Genomic DNA, 25805 nt, shown 5'->3' with positions numbered 1-25805 from the left:
GATGCCCGTCGCCAGGTCTGTCAGGGTAACAGGTGGCAAGCGGATAATTCCGTTTTAACGGCGCAACAGATAGCCGCAAGGCCAGAATCCTCTCTTCCCGTACAAACTGGTGAAGAGCGCCAACCTGTTGCTTGACTCTTTGCAGAAATAGGAACAAAACAAGAACGATAAAGATGAATAACCGGAATTGAAACCTGTCATGCCATGCAAAAACGCGCGGATCAGTTGCTCGTTGTCGAAGAGCTGCGTGAAAGGCTGGAAAGGATCGGTGGCGGCCCTGAGCGGCTGCACGAGACCTTGCCTTTCGGCGTGGATGCCATCGACCATCACCTGCCGGGAGGCGGGCTGAAGCTCGGCTGCCTGCATGAGCTGAGCGGCGGCGGCAATGGCGCTGCCGATGGTGCGGCGGCCGCTCTCTTTGCGGCCGGGGTGGCAGCAAGGATTGCCGGCAAGGTTTTATGGTGCGTCACCCGGCAGGATCTGTTCATGCCGGGGCTGACACAGGCTGGCCTGTCGCAGAACCGGCTCATCATCGTTGAATGCCGTGATGAGAAAGGCGTGCTTGACTGTTTCGAGGAGGGCTTGCGCTGCAATGGTTTCGGCGCGGTGATGGGCGAAGTGGCGAAACTGCCGATGAACGCTTCGCGGCGGCTGCAACTGGCGGCGGAAACTTCCGGCGTGACCGGCATTGCCATCCGCCACTTCCGGCGTCCGGCCGATGCGGCGCTGTTCGGCGAACCGACGGCGGCCGTCACCCGCTGGCGTATTTCCGTGCGGCCCTCGTCACCCCTGCCGGTGCCGGGGGTGGGCAGGTCCCGCTGGTTTCTTGAGCTTTTGCGATGTCGCGGCGGCGAAAGCGCCGAATTTGAAGTGGAAGCCTGTGATGCAAAGGGTCGTCTCGCTCTACCTGCCGACATGGCCGACGGATCGTTTCCGGCGTCTGTCGGGACAGAACGCGCCGCCGGTTGAAAAGCCGCTGGTCATGATCGGCCGCCAGGGCAGCCGCCGGCTGGCGCTGGCGCTCGACAAGGCCGCGAAGGCGGCGGGCATCCGGCCTGGCACGCCGGTCAGCAAGGCGCAGGCGCTGGTGCCCGGCCTTCTCGTGGAAGATCTGGATGCGGTTGGAGATGCCCGCGCCCTTGAGCAGCTGGCCTTTCATTTCCTGCGCATTTATGCCCCCATCGCCGCCGCCGATGCGCCGGACGGGCTGGTGCTGGACACGGCGGGTGCAGATCATCTGCACGGCAATGAGATGCTGATGCTGAGCGGGATGGTCAACCGCCAGCATGCCGCAGGCTTCGCCGCCCGCGCCGCCATTGCCGATAGCTGGGGTGCGGCCCATGCACTGGCGCGTTTCGGCCGCGAGCAGATCAGCATCATACCGCCGGGTGGGCAACGGGTGGCGATCAGCAGCTTGCCACTTGCCGCGCTGAGGCTGGAGGACCGTATCGTTTCCGGGTTGAAGGTGCTCGGCTTTCGCAGCATCGGTGAGCTTGCCGAAGCCCCGCGCGCGCCGCTCACCTTGCGCTTCGGCCCGGAAGTCGTCCGGCGTCTGGCGCAGGCTTTCGGAGAGATCGGCGAACCCATAGAGCCGGTGCGCGTGGCCGAACTGGTGGAGGTGCGGCGCGCCTTTCCAGAGCCGATCGCAGCGGCGGAAACGATTGCCCGTTATACACAAAAGCTGGTCACGGGGCTTTGCGCCGCCCTGGAAAGGCGTGGTCTCGGCGCCCGCCGGGTCGATCTGGTGCTGCACCGTGTGGATAGCGGCCTGCAGGCGATCAGGGCGGGCACATCAAGACCGGTGCGCGATGTCAAGCAACTTGTCCGGCTTCTGACTGACCGTATCGACACCATCGATCCCGGCTTCGGCATAGAGATGATGGTGCTCACCGCCTCCCATGCCGAACCGCTTGTCGCCGCGCAGGTCAGATCCTCGCTTCTGGAAGAAGGGCGTGCGGACATCGCCGATACGGTCGATGTCATCCTCAATCGCGGCCACAGGGTCTATCGTTATGCAGCGGTGGCGAGCGACGTGCCGGAACGCTCCGTTGCCCGCATTGCGGCACTTGCCACTGAGGATACGCTCGGCTGGCCCGGCCACTGGCCACGCCCGGTCAGACTGCTTGCAACACCTGAACCCGTTGAGACAATGGCGCTTCTCCCGGACCATCCGCCGCGTTATTTCATCTGGAAAGGCATACGCCACAATGTGCGCCGTGCCGACGGGCCGGAACGGGTGTTTGGTGAATGGTGGAAGCGTGACCGGGAAAAGGCCGCCGTGCGCGATTATTTCACGGTGGAAAATGAAAGCGGCGAACGTTTCTGGATTTTCCGCTCCGGTGACGGCGAACATGCCGAGACGGGATCGCAGGGCTGGTTCATCCACGGGGTCTTCGCATGAATACGCCGCGTTATGCCGAGCTTCAGGTCACCACGCATTTTTCCTTTCTGCGCGGAGCGAGCTCCTGCGACGAATTATTCGAACAGGCAAAAATTCTCGGCATCGAGGCGCTGGGCATTGTCGATCGCAACAGCCTTGCAGGCATTCCCCGCGCTTATGAAGCAGCCAATAATCATGGCATCCGCCTTGTCATCGGCTGCCGGCTCGATCTGGATGACGATCTATCCGTGCTTGTTTATCCCATGGATCGCCCCGCTTACGGCAGGCTTTGCCGGCTGCTTTCCGTGGGCAAAAAAAGGGGCGGCAAGGGCAAGTGCAGGCTGACATGGGACGATCTCGTCACCTATGGCGAAGGGCTGATCGTGGTGCTGCTCGCCGATCTGGCCGATGATCTCTGCGCGCTCCGCCTGCGGCGGCTGAAAGCCGCTTTTGCGGACAGGGCCTATATGGCGCTCAGTCTCAGGAGGCGTCCCAATGATCAGATGCGGCTTTTCGAACTCTCAGCTATGGCCGACGCGGCTGGTGTGCCGACCGTGGTAACCAATGATGTGCTGTTTCATGTGCCCGAACGGCGCATGTTGCAGGATGTCGTCACCTGCATCCGTCACAATTGCACCATCGACGAGGCCGGTTTTCGCCGCGAGCGCCATGCCGATCGTTATATGAAGCCGCCGCAGGAGATGCACCGGCTGTTTGCCCGTTACCCCGAGGCGCTGGCCCGCAGTCTCGAAATTACGAAGCGCTGTAAGTTTTCACTGAAGGAACTGGTCTATCAATATCCCGAGGAGCGCAGCTTGCCGGGGCTGACGGCGCAACAGGCGCTGGAGAAGATGGTCTGGGAAGCGGTGCCGGTCAGGTATCCGGATGGTTTGCCCGAAAAGGTGGAGAAGGCGCTGCATCATGAGTTGGATGTTGTCGGCAGATTAAATTACGCCCCCTATTTTCTGACAGTGAGTGCTATCGTCCGGCAGGCACGTAAGATGGACATCTTGTGCCAAGGACGCGGTTCGGCGGCAAACTCAGTTATCTGTTTTGTACTTGGTATCACTGCCATTGATCCTGCTCGTTTCAGCAATCTCGTCTTTGAGCGTTTCGTTTCCGAAAACCGGGGTGAGCCGCCCGATATTGACGTGGATTTCGAGCATCAGCGACGTGAGGAAATTATTCAATGGGTCTACAAAACCTATGGCCATGATAAAGCCGCGCTTTGCTCAGTTGTCACCCGCTATCGTGGTCGAGGGGCATTGCGAGATGTTGGTAAAGTACTGGGCCTGCCGGAAGATTTGACCAAGCTTCTGTCCTCGCAAGTATGGCGCTGGAGCGAAGGTGTTGGTGAAAAACAGGTAAGGGAACTAAACCTCAATATGGAGGATCGCCGCCTGAAGCTGGCTTTCGAGCTTGCCAATCAGCTTGTTGGCACGCCACGCCATCACAGCCAACATCCTGGCGGCTTCGTGCTTTCCCATGATCGGCTAGATGAACTCGTGCCGATTGAGCCCGCCGCCATGGACGGTCGTCAGATCATCGAATGGGACAAGGACGATATCGATATCGTGCAGTTCATGAAGATGGATTGTCTGGCGCTTGGGATGTTGTCCTGCATGAAGCGCGGCTTCGATCTCCTTGAGGCGCGTACGGGAGAAAAATACGATCTTGCTGCGATGCCGCCAGATGATCCTGCAACCTTTGCAATGATCCAAAAGGCAGACACGCTAGGCACTTTCCAGATTGAAAGCCGGGCGCAGATGTCGATGTTGCCGCGCCTGAGACCGAAGGAGTTTTACGACCTCGTCATTCAGGTCGCCATCGTTCGTCCTGGGCCCATTCAGGGGGATATGGTGCATCCCTATTTGCGACGGCGTCAGGGTAAAGAGCCCGTTGTGTACGAAAAACCGGAGCTCAAAAATATTCTCGAAAAGACGCTGGGGGTCCCGCTGTTTCAGGAACAGGCCATGAAGATAGCCATCGAATGCGCCGGGTTTTCACCCGGTAAGGCGGATCAGCTGCGTCGCGCCATGGCAACCTTCAAAAATGTCGGCACCATCTCCAAGTTCAGGCAGGATCTGATCGATGGCATGGTGGAGCGCGACTATGACAAGGAATTCGCCGAACGAATCTTCAAGCAGCTGGAAGGTTTCGGCAGTTATGGTTTTCCCGAAAGCCACGCGGCTTCCTTCGCTTTGATTGCTTATGCCTCCTCATGGCTGAAATGCCACCATCCCGATATTTTCTGTACTGCCCTTCTCAACTCGCAGCCGATGGGATTTTACGCTCCGGCGCAGATCGTGCGTGATGCGCGTGATCATGGCGTGGAAGTACGCCCGGTCTGCGTCAATCACAGCCGCTTCGATTGCACGCTGGAACCTACGGGTGAGAAAGATGCGAGTGGCAAAGAGCGTTATGCCGTGCGGTTGGGTATGCGCATGGTGAAGGGGCTCTCCAATGATCATGCTGCCGATATAGTCAATGTCAGGCAGGATAGGCCTTTTGTCTCCGTGGATGATTTGTGGCGAAGGGCGGGTGTTCCGGCCGCCGCCCTTGTCTGTCTCGCCGAAGCCGATGCCTTTCTGCCGTCGCTTCGTCTTGCCAGACGCGAGGCGCTCTGGGCCATCAAGGCCTTGCGGGATGAGCCGCTGCCGCTTTTCGCTGCCGCTGCCATCAGGGAAAATGCCGTTATCGAGGAGCTTCAGGAACCCTCCGTCATGCTCCGCCCCATGACTGACGGTGGCGAGGTTGTGCAGGATTACGGTCATGTGGGATTGACGCTGCGCGAACATCCCATGACCTTCCTGCGGCGCGATCTTTCCCGTCGCCGCATCGTCACCTGTGCGGAGGCGGTGCGCGTTCGGGACGGAACATGGCTGGAAACGGCCGGGCTGGTGCTGGTGCGCCAGCGTCCCGGCTCGGCAAAAGGCGTTATCTTCATGACGCTGGAGGACGAGACGGGTATCGCCAATGCGGTGCTGTGGGTCAAAACTTTCGAAAAATACCGCCGCGTGGTGCTGTCGGCCGGTATGGTCGGCATTTATGGCAAGATTCAAAGGGAAGGCGAAGTCGTGCATCTGGTCGCCCACCGGCTGACCGATCTGTCACAGGCGCTTGCTAGTGTGGGCGAGCGCAACCACGCGTTTCCGCTGCCGCACGGGCGTGGTGACGAGTTTCACCATGGCATGCCACAGGAAGATCACCGCGCCATCAGGAAAAGACCGCCGCCGGCCACCCATGATGAAGATGCGGTGGAGCGGATAAAGGTCATTTCCCGTAATTTCCACTGAGTCCGAGGTTTCCGCCGAGAGGGCGCGTCTTAAGCCGCATCCTCCAGCCCTGCCGCATCTTTCCTGCGGAACTGGCTGGGTGGTGCGCCGATTACCCGTTTGAAGGCGCGGCTGAAAGAGGCCTCGGAATCGTAACCGAGCTTTTCGGCCGCCAGCGTCACCCGCATGCCCTCTCGCAGCCACAGCCGCGCCTGATGCATGCGCACCCGCACCACATAACGCGCGGGGCTTTCTCCTACCACGCGGGTGAAACGTTCCGCGAAACTTGAGCGGGATGCGCCCATCAATGAGGCAAGCTCTTCCACGCTCCAGTCCTTTTCGGGATTGAGGTGAATGGCGGCGAGCACGCGGCCGAGTTCGGGATTGCGCACGGCGGCAAGCCAGCCGCTGGAATCGCCACAGCCATATTCCACCCAAGTACGGATCAGCGTTGCAGTCAACACATCGGCAAGCCTTGCCAGAATGCCACCCGCGCCGACGCGGTTCAGCTCGACCTCCCGCGTCATGGCTTCCAGAAGATGCGGAATGGCCGGATCGCTTTTGGCCAGATCGCTGGTCAGCATCACGTCAGGCATCAGCTGCAGCAGCGGATGCAGATTATCCATGTTGAAACGCATCGAAGCGGTGAAAGCCACGGTATCGCCACCCGCACTCGCGCACTCCATGTCGAAAATGCCCTGGCACACTTCCTTCTTGCCGAACCGGTCGAAGGGGGAAGGGGCCACCTTTTCACCGCTCGCCAGCACATGTGCATGCCCGCGCGGCAGAAGCACCGCGTCGCCACATGTCAGGGTCAGCCATTCACCCGAGGGTTTTTGTAATTTCGCATGCCCCACGCCGATGAAATGAAACCGCGCCGCCTCCTGTTCGGGAAAAGCTGTCGCCCAGGGGGTGGCCATGCGGCAGCGGCCATATTCCACACCGTCAAGCCTAAGGCCACGCAACATTTCCGTCAGGGCATCGTTCATGGTATCTCGCATATTCGGACGATTGGTTAAGGAATACGGATTTTCTAGCATGGAAACGCCGGGCTGTCACGCATAGCCTGCTTGCATCGATTTGCAGTCGTCGAAGAAGGGCTCCCAACCGGCTTCCTCGCCTTGCCCTTTCCGTTTCACGACGCGTTCTGGGAATGCGCATCAGGAGATTTTCATGAATAGCCGGACCATAAACGAACTGGAATATACGCCGCGCAGACAGGAGCCGGATGCGAAATGGGCCGCTGTGGTTTCACTTTCGCTCGGCGTTTTCGGACTGGTAACGGCGGAATTCCTGCCCGTCAGCCTCCTGACGCCGCTATCGGCCGATCTCTCCATTAGCTCCGGCATTGCCGGGCAATCCATAACCGTCACGGCGCTGGTCGCGGCGGTTGCAGGTCCGGGTGTCGTCATCGGCACACGCGGCATTGACCGGCGCTGGACCCTGCTGGGGCTGACCACGCTGCTGATCATCTCCAGCACGCTGGCCGCCTTTGCCAATGGGCTTTTCATGCTCTTTGCCTCGCGTGTCCTGCTGGGCATCGGTCTTGGCGGCTTCTGGGCCATGTCGGCGGCGCTGGCGTTGCGGCTCGTGCCTATTGAAAAAATGCCACGCGCCATGGCCATCATCCTTACCGGGGTCTCCGTCGCAACCGTGTGTGCGGCACCGGTGGGCGCGTGGATTGGCGCGACGCTCGGCTGGCGATCGGCTTTCGTCGTTGCCGGCGTGCTCGGCGTCATTGCGCTCGCCGTGCAATTGCTCACCGTGCCTTCGCTGCCGCCGGCCGGTGCCCCCGGCCTTTCCACCATGTTCCGGTTGCTTCAGCGAACGCCGGTCCGGATCGGTCTTTTGACGACGCTATTTATCGTTGCGGGCCACTTTGCCGGCTTTACCTATGTCCGACCGTTCCTGGAAGACGTGCCGCAGCTTGGCGTGGAGGCGATTTCGCTTGTTCTGCTGATTTACGGTATCGGCGGTTTCTTCGGCAATCTTTTCGGCGGTTTCCTTGCCGAAAAGAACACGGCCTGGGCGGTGACCTTCGCCGCGACGCTGATCGCCGCATCGGCTTCCATCCTGGTGATTGCCGGCGCATCTCCCGTTGTTGCGGGCCTTGCCATCGCCTCCTGGGGTTTTGCTTTCGGCGCATTGCCCGTCAGCGTGCAGAGTTTCATCACGCGTGTTGCCTCGGATGAGGCCGAGAGTGCGGGTGCGCTGCTGCTTACGACATTCCAGATCGCTATTTCCAGCGGTGCGGTTCTTGGCGGCCTGCTGATCGATCTCCAGGGCGCAACCATGGTGTTCGTCTTCGTGGCCATCGCAGCTCTTCTCGGCGCCTCGCTGATGGCGTCGCGGCGCGGCGTGGTGCCGCAGGTAGAGGCATCGCAGGGCTGAGGACCTGGCGAGAGGAATGGGCCTGCATTCTTGTGGGCCCGCCTTCACTACGACCGGTTTCGGGTTTCAAACCGTCTTGATCGCCTTCTGCGTCCGGTCCTTGCCCACTTCGATCACATGCCGCATGGCCTTCACCGCCGCATCCGCGTCCCGCGCCGCGATGGCGTGGACAATGCGAAGGTGGTTGGATGCGATCTCGGCGATGGTGTCGGGCGAGGCGGCCGGTGACGAAAGCTGGAATGAGATGGCAAGCGCCGCCTCGATCAGCCCGCTTGCCGAACGCATGAAGGGATTGCCGGACATATGCGCGACGGCAAGATGGAACTCGAGATCCACCTTGGCGATGCTCTCTGGCGTATGCTGCGGATTGTCGAATTTTGCGGCGATGACGTAAAGCGAGACAATATCTTCATTGGAGGCCTGGAGAGCTGCGGCCGCCGCCGCCGCCGGCTCCAGCGCCAGCCGAATTTCAGCCAGGTGCTTCACAAATTCCTGGTCGATGCCAGCTTCGCAGCGCCAGCCCAGCACATCTGGATCAAAGAAATTCCAGCTCGAACGGTCGAGCACCCGGGTACCCACCTTCGCCTTCGGTTCCACCAGCCGCTTGGCCGCCAGCGTCTTCATGGTTTCGCGCAGCACCGTGCGCGAGACGCCGAAACGCATGGAGAGCTCCGCATCGTTGGGCAGCAGAGAGCCTTCGGCGATCCTGCCCGAGACGATGGCGCTGCCGAGTTCGGAAACCACATGCGCGTGGCTGTTCCGGCGTTTTCGCCCGCTAATCGTCGTTTCGAGCAGCCCCAAGCAAGCCTCCGTTTGCGTTATGCCGGATGCGGTCCGGCCAGTCTCCTGTTTGAATACCAGATGATTGCGCGCTGCAACACGATGAACACGAAAAGCAGCACGCCGATGACGATTTTCGTCCACCAGGAGGACAGGGTTCCATCAAAAACGATGTAGGTCTGGATCAGGCCTTGGATCAAAAGCCCGACAAATGTTCCCGCAACCAATCCCGTGCCACCGGTCAGAAGTGTACCGCCGATGACGACGGCGGCGATCGCGTCCAGCTCTACGCCCACCGTCGCCAGCGAGTAACCTGACGAAGTGTAAAGCGTATAAACGATGCCAGCGAGGCCGGAGAGAAAGCCGGAAAGTGCATAGATGCCGATGGTGGTGGTCCCGATCGGCACGCCCATCAGCTCGGCAGATTGCGGATTGCCGCCCAGCGCATAGACATTGGCACCGAAGCGGGTGCGGCTTGCGATCAGCATGCCGGCGGCGAAGACGAGAAGCATGAGCATGGCGAGCGCCGTCAGCCTGCCGCCGCCTGGAAAGCGGAAATAAAAGCCCTGTATCGCATCGATGAAAGGATGTGAGATCGGCACCGACTGGGTGGAGATCAGATAGGCAGCCCCGCGCGCCAGGAACATGCCCGCGAGTGTCACCACAAAAGGCGGGATGGACAGAAAGCGGATCATCGCGCCCATGAGGCAGCCAAACAGCGTGGAAATCAAAAGCACGATGGCGAAGGCAAGCAGCGGATGGATGTTATAGGTGCCGACCAGGACGGCCACAAAGACGCTGGTGAAGGCAATGACCGAACCAATCGAGAGATCGATGCCGCCTGACAGGATGACGAAAGTCATGCCGACGGCGGCTATGCCGAGAAAGGCGTTGTCTGTAAGAAGATTTCCGATCACCCGCGTCGAAAAGATCGCCGGATATTGCATCACGCAAAGAAGATAGGCGACAACGAAAATCGTCAGCGTGGTGAGGAAGGGCAGGTTGCGGCTGTGGATCATCGCGCGGTTCCTTCCTTGGTAATACCGTTGGTGGCGGTTTTGACGTGCTGCTTTGGCGCTTTCACGAAACCGAGGACGGCCATGATCGCCGGAGATTGCAGCGTCAGCACCACCATGATGATGCCGGCCTTTATGATGAGGTTGAATTCCGGCGGAAAGCCCGAGACGAGGATGCCGGTATTGATGGTCTGGATGATGAGCGCGCCGATCAGCGATGCGGTGATGGAGAAGCGGCCACCATTTAGTGAAGTGCCGCCGATGACCACCGCCAAGATGGCGTCCAATTCCAGCCAGAGGCCGGCATTGTTGGCATCCGCGCCACGAATATCCGCCGTCACGATCATGCCGGCGATCGCCGCGCAAAGACCGGAAACGGCATAGACGAAGAACAGCAGAAAGCGCGCCCTTACACCGGCGAGAGCCGCTGCACGGCGATTGATGCCGGTCGCTTCGATCAGGAAACCGAGTGCGCTCTTGCGAACGAGAAAGCCTATCAGGAGCGCGGCCGTTATCCAGATGATGACGGGCAGGGGCACACCGGCAAATGCGCCGGAGCCGATCGCGGAAAAGCTGTCATTGTTGAACGTGAGGATGACGCCCTCGGTGATGAGCTGCGCGATGCCGCGCCCTGCCACCATGAGGATCAGCGTGGCGATGATAGGCTGTATGTCGAGAAGGGCAACCAGCACGCCGTTCCAGAGGCCACAGACAATTCCCACGCCAAGCGAAATGGCGATGACGGCGGGAATGGAATGTCCATTGCTGATGAGCGTGGCGGCGACGGCGCCGCAGATGGCGATGACAGCACCAATGGAAAGATCGATGCCCTTGGTCGCGATGACCAGCGTCATGCCGATGGTGAGCAGCGCCACGGGGGCGGCGCGCACAAGAATATCCACCAGACTGCCATAGAGCCTGCCATTTTGAAACGACACATTGAGGAAGCCGGGCGAAATGATTGTAATCGCTGCGAGAATGATAAAAAGCGCAGCAAGCTGCGGTGCAAGTCTTCTAAGACGCCGATTGACTGCCGTCATCATGCCGCCTCCGTTCTGGCCGCATCTGCGATCGCACGCATGATATTGTCGGCCGTCACTTCGCCGCCTTTCAGCTCGCTGACATGCCGGCGGTCGGAAAGCACGACGACACGATGCGCCACGGCGGTGAGTTCCTCCAGTTCGGAGGATATGACGACAAGCGACATGCCCTCACCGCAGAGTTTTTCGATCATTTTGAGAATTTCCGCGTGGGCGCCGATATCGATGCCGCGTGTCGGCTCGTCGAGGATCAGAAGCCGGGGATGGGTGGCCAGCCAGCGGGCCAGGATGGCCTTCTGCTGGTTGCCGCCGGACAGGAACTTGATCGGCCGGTCGGGGTCGGCCGGGCGGATATCAAGGGATTTGATGAAACCTTCCGCCAGCTCCGCCTTTTGCCGGCGCGACAGCGGCCGCGCCCATCCCCGCCGGGCCTGAAGGGCCAGCGCGATGTTGTCGGTCACGGAGAAATCACCAATGATGCCGTCCGTCTTGCGTTCTTCGGGACAGAAACCGAAGCCGGCCGCAATCGCCGCCTCGGGAGAAGAAATCGTCACCGCCTGCCCGTCGATCGTGGCTTTGCCCGTGTCGGGGCGATCTATGCCGAAGAGCAGGAATGCCGTTTCGGTCCGGCCGGAGCCGAGAAGCCCTGCCACGCCGACGATTTCCCCGGGGCGTATCCCGAGATCGAAGGGAGAGACGCTGCCGCGTTTGCCATAACCTTCGAAGCGAATGCTTGGCTCGCCTTCGGCGATTGTTTCTTCGGTCGCCTGATGGTCATGGGTAATCTGTTGAAGTTCCCGGCCGAGCATCATCGATATCAACTCGGAACGCGGCAGGCTGCCGATTTCGCGTGTGCCGACAAGCCGGCCGTTGCGCAGCACCGTCACCCGGTCGGCGATATCGTAGACCTGATTGAGGAAATGAGTGATGATTACGATACCGATACCGCGCGCCCGCAGTTTTTTGAGCACGCCGAACAGCATTTCAACCTCATGAGCGTCGAGGCTGGCGGTCGGTTCGTCCAGCACCAGCACCTTGCCGGAAAGATCGACGGCGCGGGCGATGGCGATGATCTGACGGATGGCGACGGAATAGCTGGAGAGAAGGGCGTTGACGTCAATGGAAAGGCCGTACTGGGAAAGCAGCGCCTGCGAATTCTTTTGCATCGTGCTGCGGTCGATCAGCCCGAAGCGCCGCGGCTGGCGGCCAAGGTAGAGGTTCTCCGCAACGGTGAGGTTTTCGAGAAGGTTGACCTCCTGATAGACGGTGCCGATGCCAAGGGCCTGCGCCTCACCCACATTGGCGGGCGAGATTTCGCTGCCTTCCAGAAAGACTGATCCGCTGCCGCGGCTGTAGACGCCCGTCAGGATTTTGATCAGCGTCGATTTGCCCGCGCCGTTTTCGCCGAGCAGGGCATGGATTTCGCCGTGCCCAAGCAAAAAGTCGACGCCATCCAGCGCCGTGATCCCCAAAAAGGATTTGCCGATGGCGCGTGCTTCCAGAAGTGGTGCCGTTTCGGACATTGAGCAGTTTCCGTATTGCAATGGGTTTTGGTAGGGCAATCGGCAGGGAGCGGCGTATTTCTTCATCCCCGCCGGGGATAAGGTGGGCCGAAGGGTCGGATGAGGGGGCAAGCTCTCCTGACATCTCCAGGCTTGCGCCCCCCCTCATCCCGCTGCCGCGGACTTCTCCCCGGACGGGGAGAAGAAACAAGTGGCATGCGCTCGCTCCATACGAGATCATTCTGCAGACTGGATCGGAGGGGTTTCGTTCTCCTCAACAGAAAGAGACGGCGCAATCCACGCGCCGTTTCTGCAAAGAATGGCTTAGTAACCCAGGCCCTTCTTCGCCTCGTAGACCTTCATCGGGTCGTCAGATGCCGTGTAGAGCTTGGATTCGGTCTGAATCCACTTCGCCGGAGCCTTCTTGTCTTTCAGATAGGCTTCGAGCGCGTCGAATGCCGGGCCGGCCATGTCGGGCGTCAGTTCCACGGTGGCGTTGGCTTCACCGGCTGCCATGGCCTTGAAGATGTCAGGCACGGCGTCGATCGACACGACCTTGATGTCGGTTCCGGGCTTGAGACCGGCTTCCTTGATCGCCTGGATCGCGCCAACGGCCATGTCGTCATTGTGGGCGTAGACGGCACAGATGTCCTTGCCGCCGCCTTCGGCCTTGATGAAGCTTTCCATCACTTCCTTACCCTTGGTGCGGGTAAAGTCACCCGTCTGCGAGCGGACGATCTTGATATTGGCGTGTGAAGCGATGGCTTGCTCGAAGCCCTTCTTGCGATTGATGGCGGGCGAGGAGCCGGTCGTGCCCTGCAATTCCACCACCTTGCAATCCTTGGAACCGACGTCCTTCACCAGCCAGTCACCGGCAACCTTGCCTTCGTGGACCTGGTCCGAGGTAACTGCGGTCAGGTAAAGATCATCGGGAGCCTCGATCTGGCGATCGAGCAGGATGACAGGGATTTTCTCTTCCTTGGCTTCCTTCAGGACAGCATCCCAGCCCGTTGCGACGACCGGTGCAATCAGGATTGCGTCGACGCCCTGCGCGATAAAGCCGCGAACGGCCTTGATCTGGTTTTCCTGCTTCTGTTGCGCGTCGGCGAACTTAAGCGTGACGCCGCGCTTCTCGGCCTGCTGTTTGGTAACGGTGGTTTCAGCCGCGCGCCAGCCGGATTCCGAACCGATCTGCGAGAAGCCGACGGTAAGCGATTTGGCGGAAACACTTGATGCAAGGCACAGCGAAACGGCGACAGTAACTGTCGCGAGAGCTTTTCTCATCTTAATCCTCCCAGAGATGATGTCAGCGTGACGCGATCACTATGAGCATATAGTAATACTCTTGAAAAGCGATTTTTTAGCCTTTCCGCAATTTGGCTTCGGTGAACTGCGGTGAATTTTCGCCATAATACGATGATTCAATGGGTTGAACGAAAGAAAGCCCCATTTTTCCGCTTGCAGAACCGGCTTGTCGCGGCCTCAGAGGCAACTTGACAGAAGGCGATTGTCTCTAATAGTAATACAAATAAAGAGACTTTATAAAAGGCGGAGCGCGGAGCCGAAGAGCTAGCCGCATTCCCGAAAGGCATGGGAGGGAGAGGCCGTTGCGCGACACCGGTATCACCATAAATACCGAAAAATATTCGGCTAAATCCGAAGAACGGCTTCAGGTCACTCGTCTGGCGCTGCTCTGTCGGTTATGCGTGTTCTCCGAAAGCTGATTCCATTTTCCTTGCGCACAACATAAGCTTGTCGCATTTCGTAATATTTTACCGTTGGCCACTTCCGGCTGGAGACCTGCATCATGACTACATCCGACAAACTGCCTGCAACACAAGGCAAGCTTCGCTCACGCGCCTGGTTCGACAACCCCGCAAATGCGGATATGACCGCGCTTTATCTCGAGCGTTACATGAACTTCGGTCTGAGCCAGGCCGAGCTTCAGTCCGACCGCCCGATCATCGGCATCGCGCAGACGGGTTCGGACCTTTCTCCTTGCAACCGTCACCATCTGGAACTGGCAAACCGCCTGCGCGAAGGTATCCGTGAAGCTGGCGGCATCGCCATCGAATTTCCGGTTCACCCGATCCAGGAAACCGGCAAGCGGCCGACCGCAGGTCTCGACCGTAACCTCGCCTATCTCGGCCTCGTGGAAGTGCTTTATGGCTATCCGCTCGACGGCGTCGTTCTGACCATCGGCTGTGACAAGACCACGCCTGCCTGTCTCATGGCGGCGGCCACCGTCAACATTCCGGCCATCGCCCTTTCCGTCGGCCCGATGCTGAACGGCTGGTTCCGCGGTGAACGCACCGGCTCCGGCACCATCGTCTGGAAGGCGCGTGAACTGCTGGCGAAGGGTGAGATCGATTATCAGGGCTTCGTCAAGCTTGTCGCTTCCTCGGCTCCGTCGACCGGCTATTGCAACACCATGGGCACGGCGACGACCATGAATTCGCTTGCCGAGGCGCTGGGCATGCAGCTTCCCGGCTCCGCCGCCATCCCGGCGCCTTACCGTGATCGTCAGGAAGTCTCCTACCTCACCGGTCTGCGTATCGTCGAAATGGTCAAGGAAGACCTGAAGCCATCGGACATCATGACAAAGGATGCGTTCATCAACGCCATCCGCGTCAACTCGGCGATTGGCGGCTCCACCAACGCACCGATCCACCTGAACGGCCTTGCACGTCACGTCGGCGTCGAGCTGACAGTGGATGACTGGCAGACCTATGGTGAAGACGTACCGCTGCTCGTTAACCTGCAGCCGGCCGGTGAGTATCTCGGCGAGGATTATTACCATGCCGGCGGCGTTCCTGCTGTCGTCAACCAGCTGATGACCCAGGGGCTGATCATGGAAGATGCCATGACGGTCAACGGCAAGACCATCGGCGAAAACTGCCGTGGCGCGATCATCGAGGACGAAAAGGTCATTCGCCCCTATGAACAGCCGCTCAAGGAGCGCGCCGGCTTCCGCGTTCTACGCGGTAACCTGTTCTCCTCCGCCATCATGAAGACGAGTGTGATTTCGGAAGAGTTCCGCAACCGTTACCTTTCCAACCCGAACGATCCCGAAGCTTTTGAAGGACGTGCCGTGGTGTTCGACGGTCCGGAAGACTATCATCACCGCATCGATGATCCGTCGCTGAAGATCGACGCCAACACCATCCTGTTCATGCGCGGTGCCGGCCCGATCGGTTATCCCGGCGCGGCAGAAGTCGTGAACATGCGCGCTCCGGATTATCTGCTGAAGGAAGGCGTCAACTCGCTGCCCTGCATCGGCGATGGCCGTCAGTCAGGCACTTCGGGCAGCCCGTCCATCCTCAATGCTTCCCCTGAAGCAGCAGCAGGTGGCGGCCTTGCCGTTCTGCAGACAGGCGACCGCGTCCGCATCGATGTAGGCCGCGGCAAGGCGGATATCCTGATTTCTGGTGAAGAACTGGCCAAGCGTTACGAGGCTCTGCATGCAGAGGGTGGCTACAAGTTCCCTGACCACCAGACGCCATGGCAGGAAATCCAGCGCGGCATCGTCAGCCAGATGGAAACCGGCGCGGTCCTGGAACCTGCCGTGAAGTATCAGCGCATCGCCCAGACCAAGGGCCTGCCGCGCGACAACCACTAACAGCCATCACAAGACTATGCGGCCCCGAGGACAACCTCGGGGCCGCTTTCGTTTCTTTTAACGGTAAACTAGAAATATTGAGGTCTACGGACCGACCAACGCTATCATGCGCCCCGCGCCCCGCATCATGAGGCCACGGAGGGTCAATGTGTCGATGGCTTGGAGCGTGCGGCAGACGCTCAAATCACCGGGTAAAGCGACCAGAAAAACAGTTCATATTCCTGATCGCGATCGTCATCGTGCGATTCGTCGTCGGGTCTGCGCGGTGTTTTGTCCTGAAACTCGGTCTCCACCCGCTCATTGACGACGGGCATCCTTCGGCCGATGCCAAAGAGGTCAAAGGAGAGCATGTTGAACCCTGCTACCATGGCCGTTTCCCTTCTTCACGCGAGTTAACGTAGCGTTAAGTTTCGCGCGTTGCCATGATTTCGTCAAGATTGGCGGAGGAATTTGTCTACCATTTTTAACAACAATGTCGTGAGCGGCGTTCCATCGCGAGCGGATTTTGCGCAATGAATGTTCTTCGACACCGTCAAGCGCCATCCGCAGGTGCGTCTGAATAGGTTTTTTCTGCGGCTTCCAGCGCGAAATCGGTATTTGCAGCGTGGCCGAGGCTTTTCAGGGCGCCGGAGAAGGCCAGGATATTGGCTTTCACTGCATCCCGATGCGCTCTCCGACCGGTGTGATTAAGCCTGATCAACCGTTCCGCGCCGGGGCCGACGCCACCGGAAATGTCCGCGCCTTGCTTCTGGGACACAGCCGCGAGGAATGCCCTGGCTTCGAGGGTATCCGGCAGGATCGCCGTGGAAACGAGGGCGGAAGCGTGCGCCTCTTCCACCCAGGTTGGAATGCCAAGCGCCCTGAGGCCGTTTCGGGTAGCCGCCGCCGCCGTTTTGTGGCGTCGATTGGCGGATGCCAGCCCTTCTGACTCGATCCTGTCGAGGGCGGCCTCCAGCGCGTAAAATTCCAGCGGGGCGGGCGTTCCGGGCAGTGCGCCGCGGCCGGTATCGAGCCAGAGTTTTTTCTGGTCCATAAGCGAGAGCATGGAGTTGTCAGGAGCGCCGTCATGCGAAAGAAGCGTCCAGGCCCTTTCGCTGACGGAAATGGCGGAAATGCCGGCCGGGCCGGCCAGCGCCTTTTGCGGGCCGATGACGGCGATATCGATACCTAAACGGTCGACGTTGAAAGCATGTCCGCCAATGGACGCGACGGCATCCACAAGGGTCACGATGCCCCGTTCCCGGGCGAGCGCGGCGATGGCGGGCAGGGGGTTGAGGATGCCGCTTGCCGATTCCGCGTGGACGATGGCGAGAAGGTCGAAATCCGGCCCTTCGTCCAGCGCCCGTTCCACTTCCTCCAGGGTGACTGGCCTTGCCGGGCTGGCGGTCAGATTGCGCACGGTCGCGCCGCCCTTTTCCAGCCAGCCGCCAAACCACGTACCATAAGGGCTGGTGACAATGTTGAGCGCTTTCAGGCCTGGTCGCGCAAGGCTGGTGGCTGCGGCTTCGAGCGCCAGCACGGCTTCCGCCTGTATCAGCAGCACGTCGTTGCTTGTGCTCATCAGCGCGGCCAGCCGGTCGGCAAGGGCAGCATAACGCTCGGCAGGAAAAGCGGGTGGGTCGAGTAGCAATGCATAATCCGGAGCGTGCATGTCTTTTCCTTACGTGGTGATGGTCAGGCGCGGTGCGGCGTCGATCAGGGTTCTGGCGGTCGAGGATTGCGGCGCCGAGACGATATTTCCTGTCCGGCCGATTTCAACGATCCTTCCTGCTTCCATGATGGCGACGCGGTGGCAGACGGCGCGAATGACCGCGAGATCATGGGAGACGAAAATACAGGAAACAGCCGTCTCGCGCTGTATTTCCACCAGCAGTTCAAGGATTTGCCGGCGAACCGAAACATCGAGCGCGGAGACGGCTTCGTCCAGGATGAGAAGCGACGGCTTGAGCGCAATCGCCCGTGCGATCGCGACGCGCTGCCTTTGGCCGCCGGAAAGCTCGAAGACCGAGCGGCCGGCATAGCTGGCGGGAAGGCCAACGCGGTTGAGAAGGCGGCGGACTTCCGCCGCACGCTCGCGTCTTGCGACCGTGCGATGAATGCGCAACGGTTCGCCGATGGCATCTTCGACGCTGGCGTGTGGATTGAAAGCGCCATGCGTATCCTGAAACACCATCTGCATGTGCTGGCGGGCGGCGCGAAGCTTGCCGCCGTCCAGTGTCAGCCAATTGTGGCCTCTGAAAAGGATCGTGCCTTCGTCGGCCGGGATCAATCGCATGAGAATGCGCGCAAGCGTGGATTTTCCGCAGCCGGAGGGACCGGCAAGTCCGAGCGTCTCACCGGGCCGAAGCGAAAAAGAGATGTCGGAGAGCGCCGCCACCCTTCTTGCTCCGGTGCGGTAGGTCTTGGACAAGCCGTCGACGGTGAGCAGGGCATCGTTCATGACGCGGCCTCGCTGACCAGCGGCGGCGTGGACAGATCGAGGTAATCGGCAAGCAGCGCACGCGTATAGTCATGGACGGGTGCGGACAGCACCCGCCTCGTCGGGCCATGTTCCACCAGCAATCCCGCGCGCAGAACGGCAATCTCGTCGGCAAGGCTGGATGCAAGGCCGATATCATGGGTGATGAAGACCAGCGTCTTGTTTTCCTGCCGCACCAGATCGTCGAGCAGCGTGGCGATGGCGGCCTGGCTAACCGTATCGAGCGCGCTCGTGGCTTCATCGGCAATCAGGATTGAAGGACTGGCTGCAATGGCGGCGGCAATCGTCACGCGTTGCCTCTGGCCGCCGGAGAGCTGGTGCGGATAGGCCCGGATAAGGTGGGAAGGGTGCGGCAGCCGAACCCGCTCCAGAAGATCGCGGGCAAGATCGCGCGCTTGCCGCCATGAGAGGCCTAGATGCCGGACAGCCCCTTCCGCCAACTGTTCACCGATGGCGAGAACCGGATTCAGCGTTGCGCCTGTATCCTGAAAGATCGTGCCGATATCCCGCCCTGGCAGCGGCCTGCCGTGGAACAGGCTGTCGCGGCTCCACGAAATATCACCGGAAACCTTCGCATGTCCGGGAAGAAGCCCCGCAATCGCCTTGCCGAGCGTCGATTTCCCCGAGCCGCTTTCGCCGATGATCGCCAGCCTCTGGCCTTGCCGGATCGTCAGCGAGACATTCTGCAACGCCGGCGCATCACTTGCCGCATACCAAACGCTGAGGTCGTCGATCCGGCACAGTGCATTTCCGCTCATGGCGCTCGCCTCCCTGTCGCCATCGCTTTGTTGATGCCTTCACCAAGAAGATAAACGCCGAGAACCGTAACCAGAAGGCCAATGCCGGGAATGACCGACAGAAACGCGGCCGAGCGAAGGACATTGCGTCCTTCTGCGATCATCGAACCCCAGGTAACGATATTGGGATCGCCGAGCCCGAGGAAGGATAGGGCGGCTTCGGTCAAAATGGCTGCGGCGACGATGATGGCGGCAAGCGCCATGACCGGCGGCAGGGCATTTGGCAGGATCTGCCTGAATGCGATCTCAAGCGGGTGCATGCCGATGGCGCGGGCGGACTGAACATAATCGCGCTCGCGGATGCTCAAGACCTGCGCCCGCATCAACCGCGCCGGATCCGCCCATGCGCCAAGCGCAATGGCGAGTATGACAATCGGCATGGAGGGCCCGATTGTACTGACGAAGGCGAGCGCTAGCAGGAAGTTCGGGACGATCTGGAAGGCGTCGGTGACGCGCATCAATGCTTCGTCCACAACGCCGCCGGCAAATCCGGCAATGGTGCCGATGACGGTGCCGATAATCAGCGCGGCTGCGGCGGCGCCTATGCCGACGAGCAGGGAGGCCTGCGCACCATGGGCGAGCTCGGCCAGCACGTTGCGGCCCAGCCGATCGGTGCCGAGCGGTAGGGCCGCATCCGTAAAAGGCGTAATCAGCGGTTCGCCAACGATGGCCAGCGGGTCACCTGGAAAGACGGCGGGTGCGGCAAGCGCCGTCAGGGAAAGCAGCACCAGTATGACGGTTCCCGTCATGCCTTCGAAACTGCGCAGGAGCCGGAAAGCGAAATTCATGCGCCTTGTTCCCCGCTGTCAATGCGCGGATCGAGCGCGGAATGGACAATGTCGACGGAGAGGTTGACGAGGATGACAAAAACCGCGCTCGTCAGGATAATGCCCATCAATAACGGGGCGTCTCGGCCAGTGACGGCCTCCTGCGCCAGCCGGCCAAAACCGGGAATGGCAAAAACGCTTTCGATGACCACGCTGCCGCCCAGCATGGTGGCCGCCTGCAGGCCAAGCACGGTGACAAGCGGCAGGGCGGCATTGCGGGCGACGTGGCGTAGCACGATCCGTCGTTTTGAAAGCCCCTTGGACTGGGCAAAGAGCACGAAATCCAATGGCCAGATCGCCGCCATGGCGGTGCGCATCACGCGCAGGAAAAGCGCAAGATAGATCAGCCCAAGACTGGCGACCGGCAGCACGAGATGGCGGCCGATATCAACCGCCCTCGCCATGCCGTGCTTGCCCGAAGCGATGGTCTCGATGCCGGAGGTAGGCAGCCATCTGAATTTCACCGCAAAGACGATGGCGAGCACGAGCCCGAGCCAGAAGCCGGGCGTGGCGTAAAGCGCGAGTGAGAGTGTGGAAAGTGCGCGGTCTGTCGCCCCGCCCGGACGCGCGCCCGCCACGATGCCGAGTGCTGTGCCGAGGATGAAGGCGAGCGTTGTCGCACTGCCCATCAGAAGAAGCGTGTTCGGCAGCCTTTCCAGGATCAGCCCCAGCACAGGCCGGTCAAAGGCAAGCGACCAGCCGAGATCAAGCCGCAGCACCGAACTCGCATAGAGCCAGAAACGGGCCAGCACGGAGCCGTTCAGACCATATTGTTCGCGCAGCGCATCGCGCAGCCCGGCATCGCCGCCGCCTATGGAAACGAGATAGGCGTCGACCGCGTCACCCGATGCGTTTTCAAGCAGCAGGAAGGTGAAGACGAGCACGATCAGCAGCACCGGAATGGCGGTGAATGCCCTTCGCCGCAGCAATTTCGCCGCACGTCTCACGGCGTTGCCTCACGTATCCACCGCCGTATCCGCCCAGTTGGACACCGCCCACCGAGGATTACTGGCGACATGTTTGACCGTATCGCGCGCCACAGTGATGAAACCCCACTCGGCGACGTTGATCAGCGGCAGATCGGCCGCGACCTGTTTCTGGAAGTCCTTGTAAAGCGCCGTGCGCGCGGCGGCATCCACCGTTATCGCCGCCTTGTCGATCAATTCGTCCAGCGTCTTGTTCTCGTAGCCGCCCTGATTGGAGAAGCCGACGCCGGCGGGAATCCCGGAGCGGACGAGAATCGTGGTCGATATTGCAGGATCACCGCGGAACACCGGCGGCGCGATGGCAAGATCGAAGGCGTGGTCGGTGTAAACGGCCTTCTGGTGCGCCGCGGCGTCATTGTTCACCAGTTCTGCATCAATCCCGATTTCCTGAAGCGCCTGCCGCAGATAAGAACCGAACTGGCGGGTCTCATTGAAGTAGGGCGCGGGCAGAAGCTTCAGCGAAAAACGTGTTCCATTCGCGCCACGCGGATAACCCGCCTCATCCAGGAGAGCGTTGGCCCTGGCGACGTCGAAATCATAGGTCTCAACGTCATTCGTGTAAAATTCCGGCGCATTCTTCGGTACGGGGCCGGTCGATGCAGTGGCGTAACCGAGAAAGACCTTATCGATGACGAATTTCCTGTCGATGGCGTGCGCGATCGCCTTTCTGACCTTGAGATCCGCCAGTTCCTTGCGGCGATGGTTGATTTCCACCACCAGCTGATAGGTCAGTGCCTCATAGCCATCCGCAATAACCTTTATGCCGGGCTCCTTGGCGATGCGGGCAAGATCGGCGAGCGGCACGGCTGAAAACGCGGCAAGCTGGATTTCTTCAGCCTCCAGCGCAGAGGCCGCGCCGGCCCGGTCGGGAAGGACGCGATAGATGATTTCCTCGAGCTGCGGCCGACCCTTGCCCCAATAGTTCGGGTTCCGCGTCAGGCGGTAATATTCGCCGGGTTTATATTCGGAAAAGACAAAAGGCCCGGTGCCCACCGGTTTGGTATTGGCCGGATTTGTGGCGATGTCGGTACCCTCATAGAGGTGTTTCGGCACGACGCTGGTAACCACCGGCAGCGCATTGCGGATGAGCTGGAACGGCGTGGGTTTGGAAAAGCGGAAAATCGCCGTGTGGTCATCAGGCGTTTCCACCGTCTGGAGATTGGCAAAGACCAGCCGCCCGAGATTTTGCAGCGGTTTCCAGACGGAAAGCGCCGAAAACGCAACGTCCGCCGAGGTGAATGGCTTGCCGTCATGCCATGTCACACCCTCGCGCAGCTTGAAGGTGGCGCTGAGCCCGTCATCGGCTCCCTGCCATTCCGTCGCAAGTCGCGGCTCCAGCCCGTCGGTGCCGTTAAAGGAGGCCTCGGCCAGGGGCTCGACGATCTTGCTGGCGATGTAAAACACGCCGTTGGAGGCAACAATGGCCGGGTTAAGGTTTTTCGGTTCCGAATCGGCCGCGACGATCAGTCGCCCGCCGGATTTCTCCTGTGCGACGGTAATTCCCGCCAATCCCGTGGTTGCGGCCAGCGCGAGCGAGGTCTTGAGAAGCGAGCGGCGGGAAAGCTGGACAGGCGACATGAATTTCACTCCGGAATGAGGGCGAGGCGGGCTTTTCCGCTTGGCCCGCGGCGCGCCGATCTTAAGGCTGCAACCTCGGCAGTGTCCACGTTAATTCGCGCCCTTTACAGCAATGATTTTACGTTGCGGAGAGCTTTGCGGAAACAATATGCCCCGTCTCGGAAAATTCGTTTCTCCAGTTCGCCATCAGCGGCGAATTCACGGCGGAAAACTCGACATTACCGAATGAAACCAAGCGTTTGATATGTGTTTTGCGAGGCAGCGGATGGCGCTGCGAACCTGTGGAGCGGTTGAAAATCCGTCGGTACGACCCCGTTTGGAAAGGGGTAATTAACCTTTATTTTTTATTTCAAAGAGACCGAAATATGTACGTTTATGATGAGTGTGCACGCTGCCATGAGCTTCTCCCGATCCAGATTTCAGAATTCGTCCAATAGCGTAGGGGAGGGGAGCGAAAACGCCCGTCATGCCGGTGTCCAGACGCCTGCGGGGCAGCGGACGATCGTGACGGCTGCAGGTGCAGCGCCGCGGCAGAATGCTGACGTGATCGCAGCCGATGCCATCGAAGGCCGTGCCGAGATGCCCGGCTGGCAGAATGCCTTCGTGCTTGGCCCGAATGTCCGCTTTACCCGCACGCCGGAGAGCGTCTTTAACCGGCGTATGCCGGTGGAGACGCCGAATATCCCGGAAGAGGAGGCGCCCGCTGCCTCCGTACCGGCTGCCGCAGAGCCCGAGACGGCGGTTCGCCAGGATGCGCCGGCACCCCAGCCCGCCGAGAAGCCGGCCGAGCAACGCATGGCGCCGCCGCGCATGCCGTTTCTGCCGCAGCCGCCCGACGCCCGCGGTGCTCGCGCCTTGACTTACAAATTGCGGCTGGAGCTTGCCCGTAAACAGGCGGAAGAGGCTGCCGCAGCCGTGCGGGATCCATCTTCATCGACGTCTGCCGCGCCCGATGCGGAACCCGCAGCGCCGCAGACGTTTGAGCCGCAACCTGCCGCGCAGCCGGAAGCTGAGACGCAGACTTCCATTCCCGTCTTTGCCGCCCATCTGCCGGATGAGCTGTTCTGGGAAGTGATGACGCTTGATCTGCCCGGCGATGCGGCTGAAGCTCTTACCGCCCAGGTGCGGAGCGTATTTTCCGTTTCGGCGCCCGCAGCTCCGGCGCCTGTAAACACCGTTCTGACAGCGCCTTCATCCGCAGTGGCTGTCGCTCCCGTCTCCCCCGCAGCCGCCCCGGTTATCCTTTCGGCCGAGCCACCTGTCGTCACCGTACCCGGCGGCTCCGCCATCCGGCTTTATCGGGAAATTGGCGTGCGGCAGGCATTCATTCCAGCCGCCGGCGTGGCTGCCGAACAGGAGTTCGCGTCGCAGCCGATAGTGGAAGCTGGCATGGTTGTCGCGCCGCAGCTTACAGAGCAGATTCAGCCGGCGGAAAGGATCGTTGCCGAGCCGCGTTTTACGCCGCGAGCGCCTATCCAGTCCTCTCAGCCCATGTTCCGTGAAGCACCTGTCTTCGCCGATGGGGAATATGAATATCCTTCGATTGACCTCCTGCAGGAAGCCCGCGTCCAGCAGACCACGACCATGACACCGGAAGCCCTGGAACAGAGCGCCGGTCTACTCGAAAGCGTGCTCGAGGATTTCGGCATCAAGGGTGAGATCATCGATGTCCGTCCTGGTCCTGTCGTCACGCTCTATGAATTCGAGCCCGCCCCTGGCGTCAAGTCCTCGCGTGTCATCGGTCTCTCTGACGATATTGCGCGCTCCATGTCGGCGCTCTCGGCTCGCGTTGCGGTCGTGCCCGGCCGCAATGTCATCGGCATCGAGCTGCCGAACCCGGTGCGCGAGACGGTTTACCTGCGCGAACTGATCGAGGCGCAGGATTACGCCGAGACACGCCAGAAGCTTGCCCTTTGCCTCGGCAAGACCATCGGCGGCGAACCGGTTATCGCCGAACTTGCGAAGATGCCGCACCTTCTGGTGGCCGGTACCACCGGTTCGGGCAAGTCCGTCGCCATCAACACCATGATTCTGTCGCTGCTCTACCGCCTGAAGCCGGAAGAATGCCGCCTGATCATGGTCGACCCGAAGATGCTCGAGCTCTCGGTCTATGACGGTATTCCGCATCTCCTGACGCCTGTCGTCACCGATCCGAAAAAGGCGGTGATGGCGTTGAAGTGGGCGGTGCGTGAAATGGAAGACCGCTACCGCAAGATGTCGCGTCTCGGCGTGCGCAATATTGATGGTTACAATGCAAGGGCCGCTGCTGCCCGTGCCAAGGGCGAGACGGTGTTCTGCAATGTGCAGACAGGCTTCGATCGCGCCACTGGCGAAGCGGTCTATGAGCAGGAGGAAATGGACCTGACGGCGATGCCTTATATCGTTGTCATCGTCGATGAAATGGCCGACCTGATGATGGTCGCCGGCAAGGAGATCGAAGGTGCGATCCAGCGTCTGGCGCAGATGGCGCGCGCCGCCGGCATCCATCTCATCATGGCAACCCAGCGTCCCTCGGTCGATGTCATCACGGGCACTATCAAGGCCAATTTCCCCACCCGCATCTCATTCCAGGTCACCTCGAAGATCGACAGCCGCACGATCCTTGGTGAGCAGGGGGCGGAGCATCTGCTCGGCCAGGGCGACATGCTGCACATGATGGGCGGTGGCCGCATCGCCCGTGTTCACGGCCCCTTCGTGTCCGACGAGGAAGTTGAAAAGGTCGTGGCGCATCTGAAGACGCAGGGTCGTCCGGAATATCTGGGCACGGTCACGGAAGATGCCGAGGAAGCGGAAGAAGAGGCGGAAGAGGATACGGCTGTCTTCGACAAGACCTCGATGGGCGACGACGACAGCGATGACCTCTATGAAAAGGCCGTCAAAATCGTGATGCGCGACAAGAAGTGCTCGACCTCCTATATCCAGCGCCGCCTTTCGGTGGGCTATAACCGCGCCGCCTCGCTGGTGGAGCGAATGGAGCAGGAAGGCATTGTCGGACCTGCCAACCATGTCGGCAAGCGCGCCATCATCGCCGGCGAGCGCGACTCTTACGATGCGATGGGCTCCGACGACTGATCATCGCGTCACCAAATGAACGAAGGGAGATGTTGCAAACAACATCTCCCTTTTTCTTTGTGT

19 protein-coding genes are annotated in these 25805 nt (G+C 60.4%); 6 read left to right on the top strand and 13 right to left on the bottom strand.

The window, feature by feature from the left end:
- The first annotated feature begins 204 nt into the window (after positions 1–204).
- Genes AGR2A_RS16395 through AGR2A_RS16385 form a run of 3 tightly spaced genes read left to right on the top strand, consistent with a single transcriptional unit; the run spans position 205 to position 5676 of the window.
- Positions 205–969, top strand: coding sequence for an ImuA family protein (locus tag AGR2A_RS16395; protein WP_080823211.1), 765 nt, complete (start codon positions 205–207; stop codon positions 967–969).
- Entirely contained in the window at positions 884–2401 is a 1518-nt protein-coding gene (locus AGR2A_RS16390; RefSeq protein ID WP_167378220.1) for a Y-family DNA polymerase, read from the top strand. The genes AGR2A_RS16395 and AGR2A_RS16390 overlap by 86 nt, the downstream gene beginning before the upstream one ends.
- Complete coding sequence (locus AGR2A_RS16385) at positions 2398–5676, top strand: error-prone DNA polymerase (RefSeq protein ID WP_080823210.1); 3279 nt, start codon at positions 2398–2400, stop codon at positions 5674–5676. The genes AGR2A_RS16390 and AGR2A_RS16385 overlap by 4 nt, the downstream gene beginning before the upstream one ends.
- A gap of 29 nt (positions 5677–5705) precedes the next feature.
- Here the strand turns inward: AGR2A_RS16385 and AGR2A_RS16380 are convergent, their stop codons facing one another.
- Positions 5706–6644 (bottom strand): AraC family transcriptional regulator, encoded by a 939-nt coding sequence (locus AGR2A_RS16380; RefSeq protein ID WP_035208187.1) that lies wholly within the window; start codon positions 6642–6644, stop codon positions 5706–5708.
- A 184-nt stretch (positions 6645–6828) separates the two neighbouring features.
- Here AGR2A_RS16380 and AGR2A_RS16375 point away from each other — a divergent pair, with 184 nt between their 5' ends.
- Positions 6829–8046, top strand: a complete 1218-nt coding sequence (locus AGR2A_RS16375) for an MFS transporter (protein ID WP_080823209.1) — start codon at positions 6829–6831, stop codon at positions 8044–8046.
- Positions 8047–8112: 66 nt separating this feature from the next.
- On the opposite strand, the gene AGR2A_RS16370 is transcribed toward AGR2A_RS16375, so the two are convergent.
- From AGR2A_RS16370 to ytfQ, 5 genes are all read right to left on the bottom strand, one after another.
- Positions 8113–8847, bottom strand: coding sequence for a FadR/GntR family transcriptional regulator (locus AGR2A_RS16370; protein WP_004438874.1), 735 nt, complete (start codon positions 8845–8847; stop codon positions 8113–8115).
- A gap of 17 nt (positions 8848–8864) precedes the next feature.
- Positions 8865–9845, bottom strand: a complete 981-nt coding sequence (gene yjfF / locus AGR2A_RS16365; protein WP_006697252.1) for a galactofuranose ABC transporter, permease protein YjfF — start codon at positions 9843–9845, stop codon at positions 8865–8867.
- Positions 9842–10882, bottom strand: coding sequence for an ABC transporter permease (locus AGR2A_RS16360; protein WP_167378245.1), 1041 nt, complete (start codon positions 10880–10882; stop codon positions 9842–9844). The genes yjfF and AGR2A_RS16360 overlap by 4 nt, the downstream gene beginning before the upstream one ends.
- A complete protein-coding gene (locus tag AGR2A_RS16355; RefSeq protein WP_080823207.1) occupies positions 10882–12405 on the bottom strand; it encodes a sugar ABC transporter ATP-binding protein in 1524 nt (507 codons plus the stop codon). The genes AGR2A_RS16360 and AGR2A_RS16355 overlap by 1 nt, the downstream gene beginning before the upstream one ends.
- Positions 12406–12708: 303 nt before the next feature.
- Positions 12709–13668 carry a galactofuranose ABC transporter, galactofuranose-binding protein YtfQ gene (gene ytfQ, locus AGR2A_RS16350; protein WP_004438884.1) on the bottom strand — a complete coding sequence of 320 codons (960 nt, stop codon included), beginning with the start codon at positions 13666–13668 and terminating at the stop codon, positions 12709–12711.
- A 523-nt stretch (positions 13669–14191) separates the two neighbouring features.
- Here ytfQ and AGR2A_RS16345 point away from each other — a divergent pair.
- Positions 14192–16003 carry an IlvD/Edd family dehydratase gene (locus AGR2A_RS16345; protein WP_035208190.1) on the top strand — a complete coding sequence of 604 codons (1812 nt, stop codon included), beginning with the start codon at positions 14192–14194 and terminating at the stop codon, positions 16001–16003.
- A 179-nt stretch (positions 16004–16182) separates the two neighbouring features.
- Here AGR2A_RS16345 and AGR2A_RS29620 read toward each other — a convergent pair whose 3' ends face one another.
- The 7 genes from AGR2A_RS29620 to AGR2A_RS16310 form a co-directional block, all read right to left on the bottom strand.
- The gene (locus tag AGR2A_RS29620; protein WP_003506556.1) at positions 16183–16371 is read right to left on the bottom strand and encodes a hypothetical protein; all 189 of its coding nucleotides are present in this window, start codon (positions 16369–16371) and stop codon (positions 16183–16185) included.
- A 164-nt stretch (positions 16372–16535) separates the two neighbouring features.
- Entirely contained in the window at positions 16536–17654 is a 1119-nt protein-coding gene (locus tag AGR2A_RS16335; protein ID WP_080823205.1) for a pyridoxal-phosphate-dependent aminotransferase family protein, read from the bottom strand.
- 9 nt (positions 17655–17663) lie between these two features.
- A complete protein-coding gene (locus tag AGR2A_RS16330) occupies positions 17664–18443 on the bottom strand; it encodes an ABC transporter ATP-binding protein (protein ID WP_080823204.1) in 780 nt (259 codons plus the stop codon).
- A complete protein-coding gene (locus AGR2A_RS16325) occupies positions 18440–19240 on the bottom strand; it encodes an ABC transporter ATP-binding protein (RefSeq protein ID WP_080823203.1) in 801 nt (266 codons plus the stop codon). Before AGR2A_RS16325 ends, AGR2A_RS16330 begins: the two co-directional genes overlap by 4 nt.
- Positions 19237–20067, bottom strand: coding sequence for an ABC transporter permease (locus AGR2A_RS16320; RefSeq protein ID WP_080823202.1), 831 nt, complete (start codon positions 20065–20067; stop codon positions 19237–19239). Before AGR2A_RS16320 ends, AGR2A_RS16325 begins: the two co-directional genes overlap by 4 nt.
- The gene (locus AGR2A_RS16315; protein ID WP_080823201.1) at positions 20064–21053 is read right to left on the bottom strand and encodes an ABC transporter permease; all 990 of its coding nucleotides are present in this window, start codon (positions 21051–21053) and stop codon (positions 20064–20066) included. The genes AGR2A_RS16320 and AGR2A_RS16315 overlap by 4 nt, the downstream gene beginning before the upstream one ends.
- Before the next feature lie 9 nt (positions 21054–21062).
- Positions 21063–22670: an ABC transporter substrate-binding protein gene (locus tag AGR2A_RS16310; RefSeq protein ID WP_080823200.1), complete on the bottom strand. Its 1608-nt coding sequence runs from the start codon at positions 22668–22670 to the stop codon at positions 21063–21065.
- Positions 22671–23045: 375 nt separating this feature from the next.
- On the opposite strand from AGR2A_RS16310, the gene AGR2A_RS16305 reads away from it, so the two are divergent.
- Positions 23046–25742: a DNA translocase FtsK gene (locus AGR2A_RS16305; protein ID WP_080823199.1), complete on the top strand. Its 2697-nt coding sequence runs from the start codon at positions 23046–23048 to the stop codon at positions 25740–25742.
- The last annotated feature ends 63 nt before the right edge of the window (positions 25743–25805 follow it).

This window comes from Agrobacterium genomosp. 2 str. CFBP 5494, from assembly GCF_900013495.1.
Taxonomy (GTDB): domain Bacteria; phylum Pseudomonadota; class Alphaproteobacteria; order Rhizobiales; family Rhizobiaceae; genus Agrobacterium; species Agrobacterium pusense.
The sequence above is the reverse complement of the archived record's forward strand: the minus strand, read 5'-3'. Positions and strand labels throughout refer to the sequence as shown.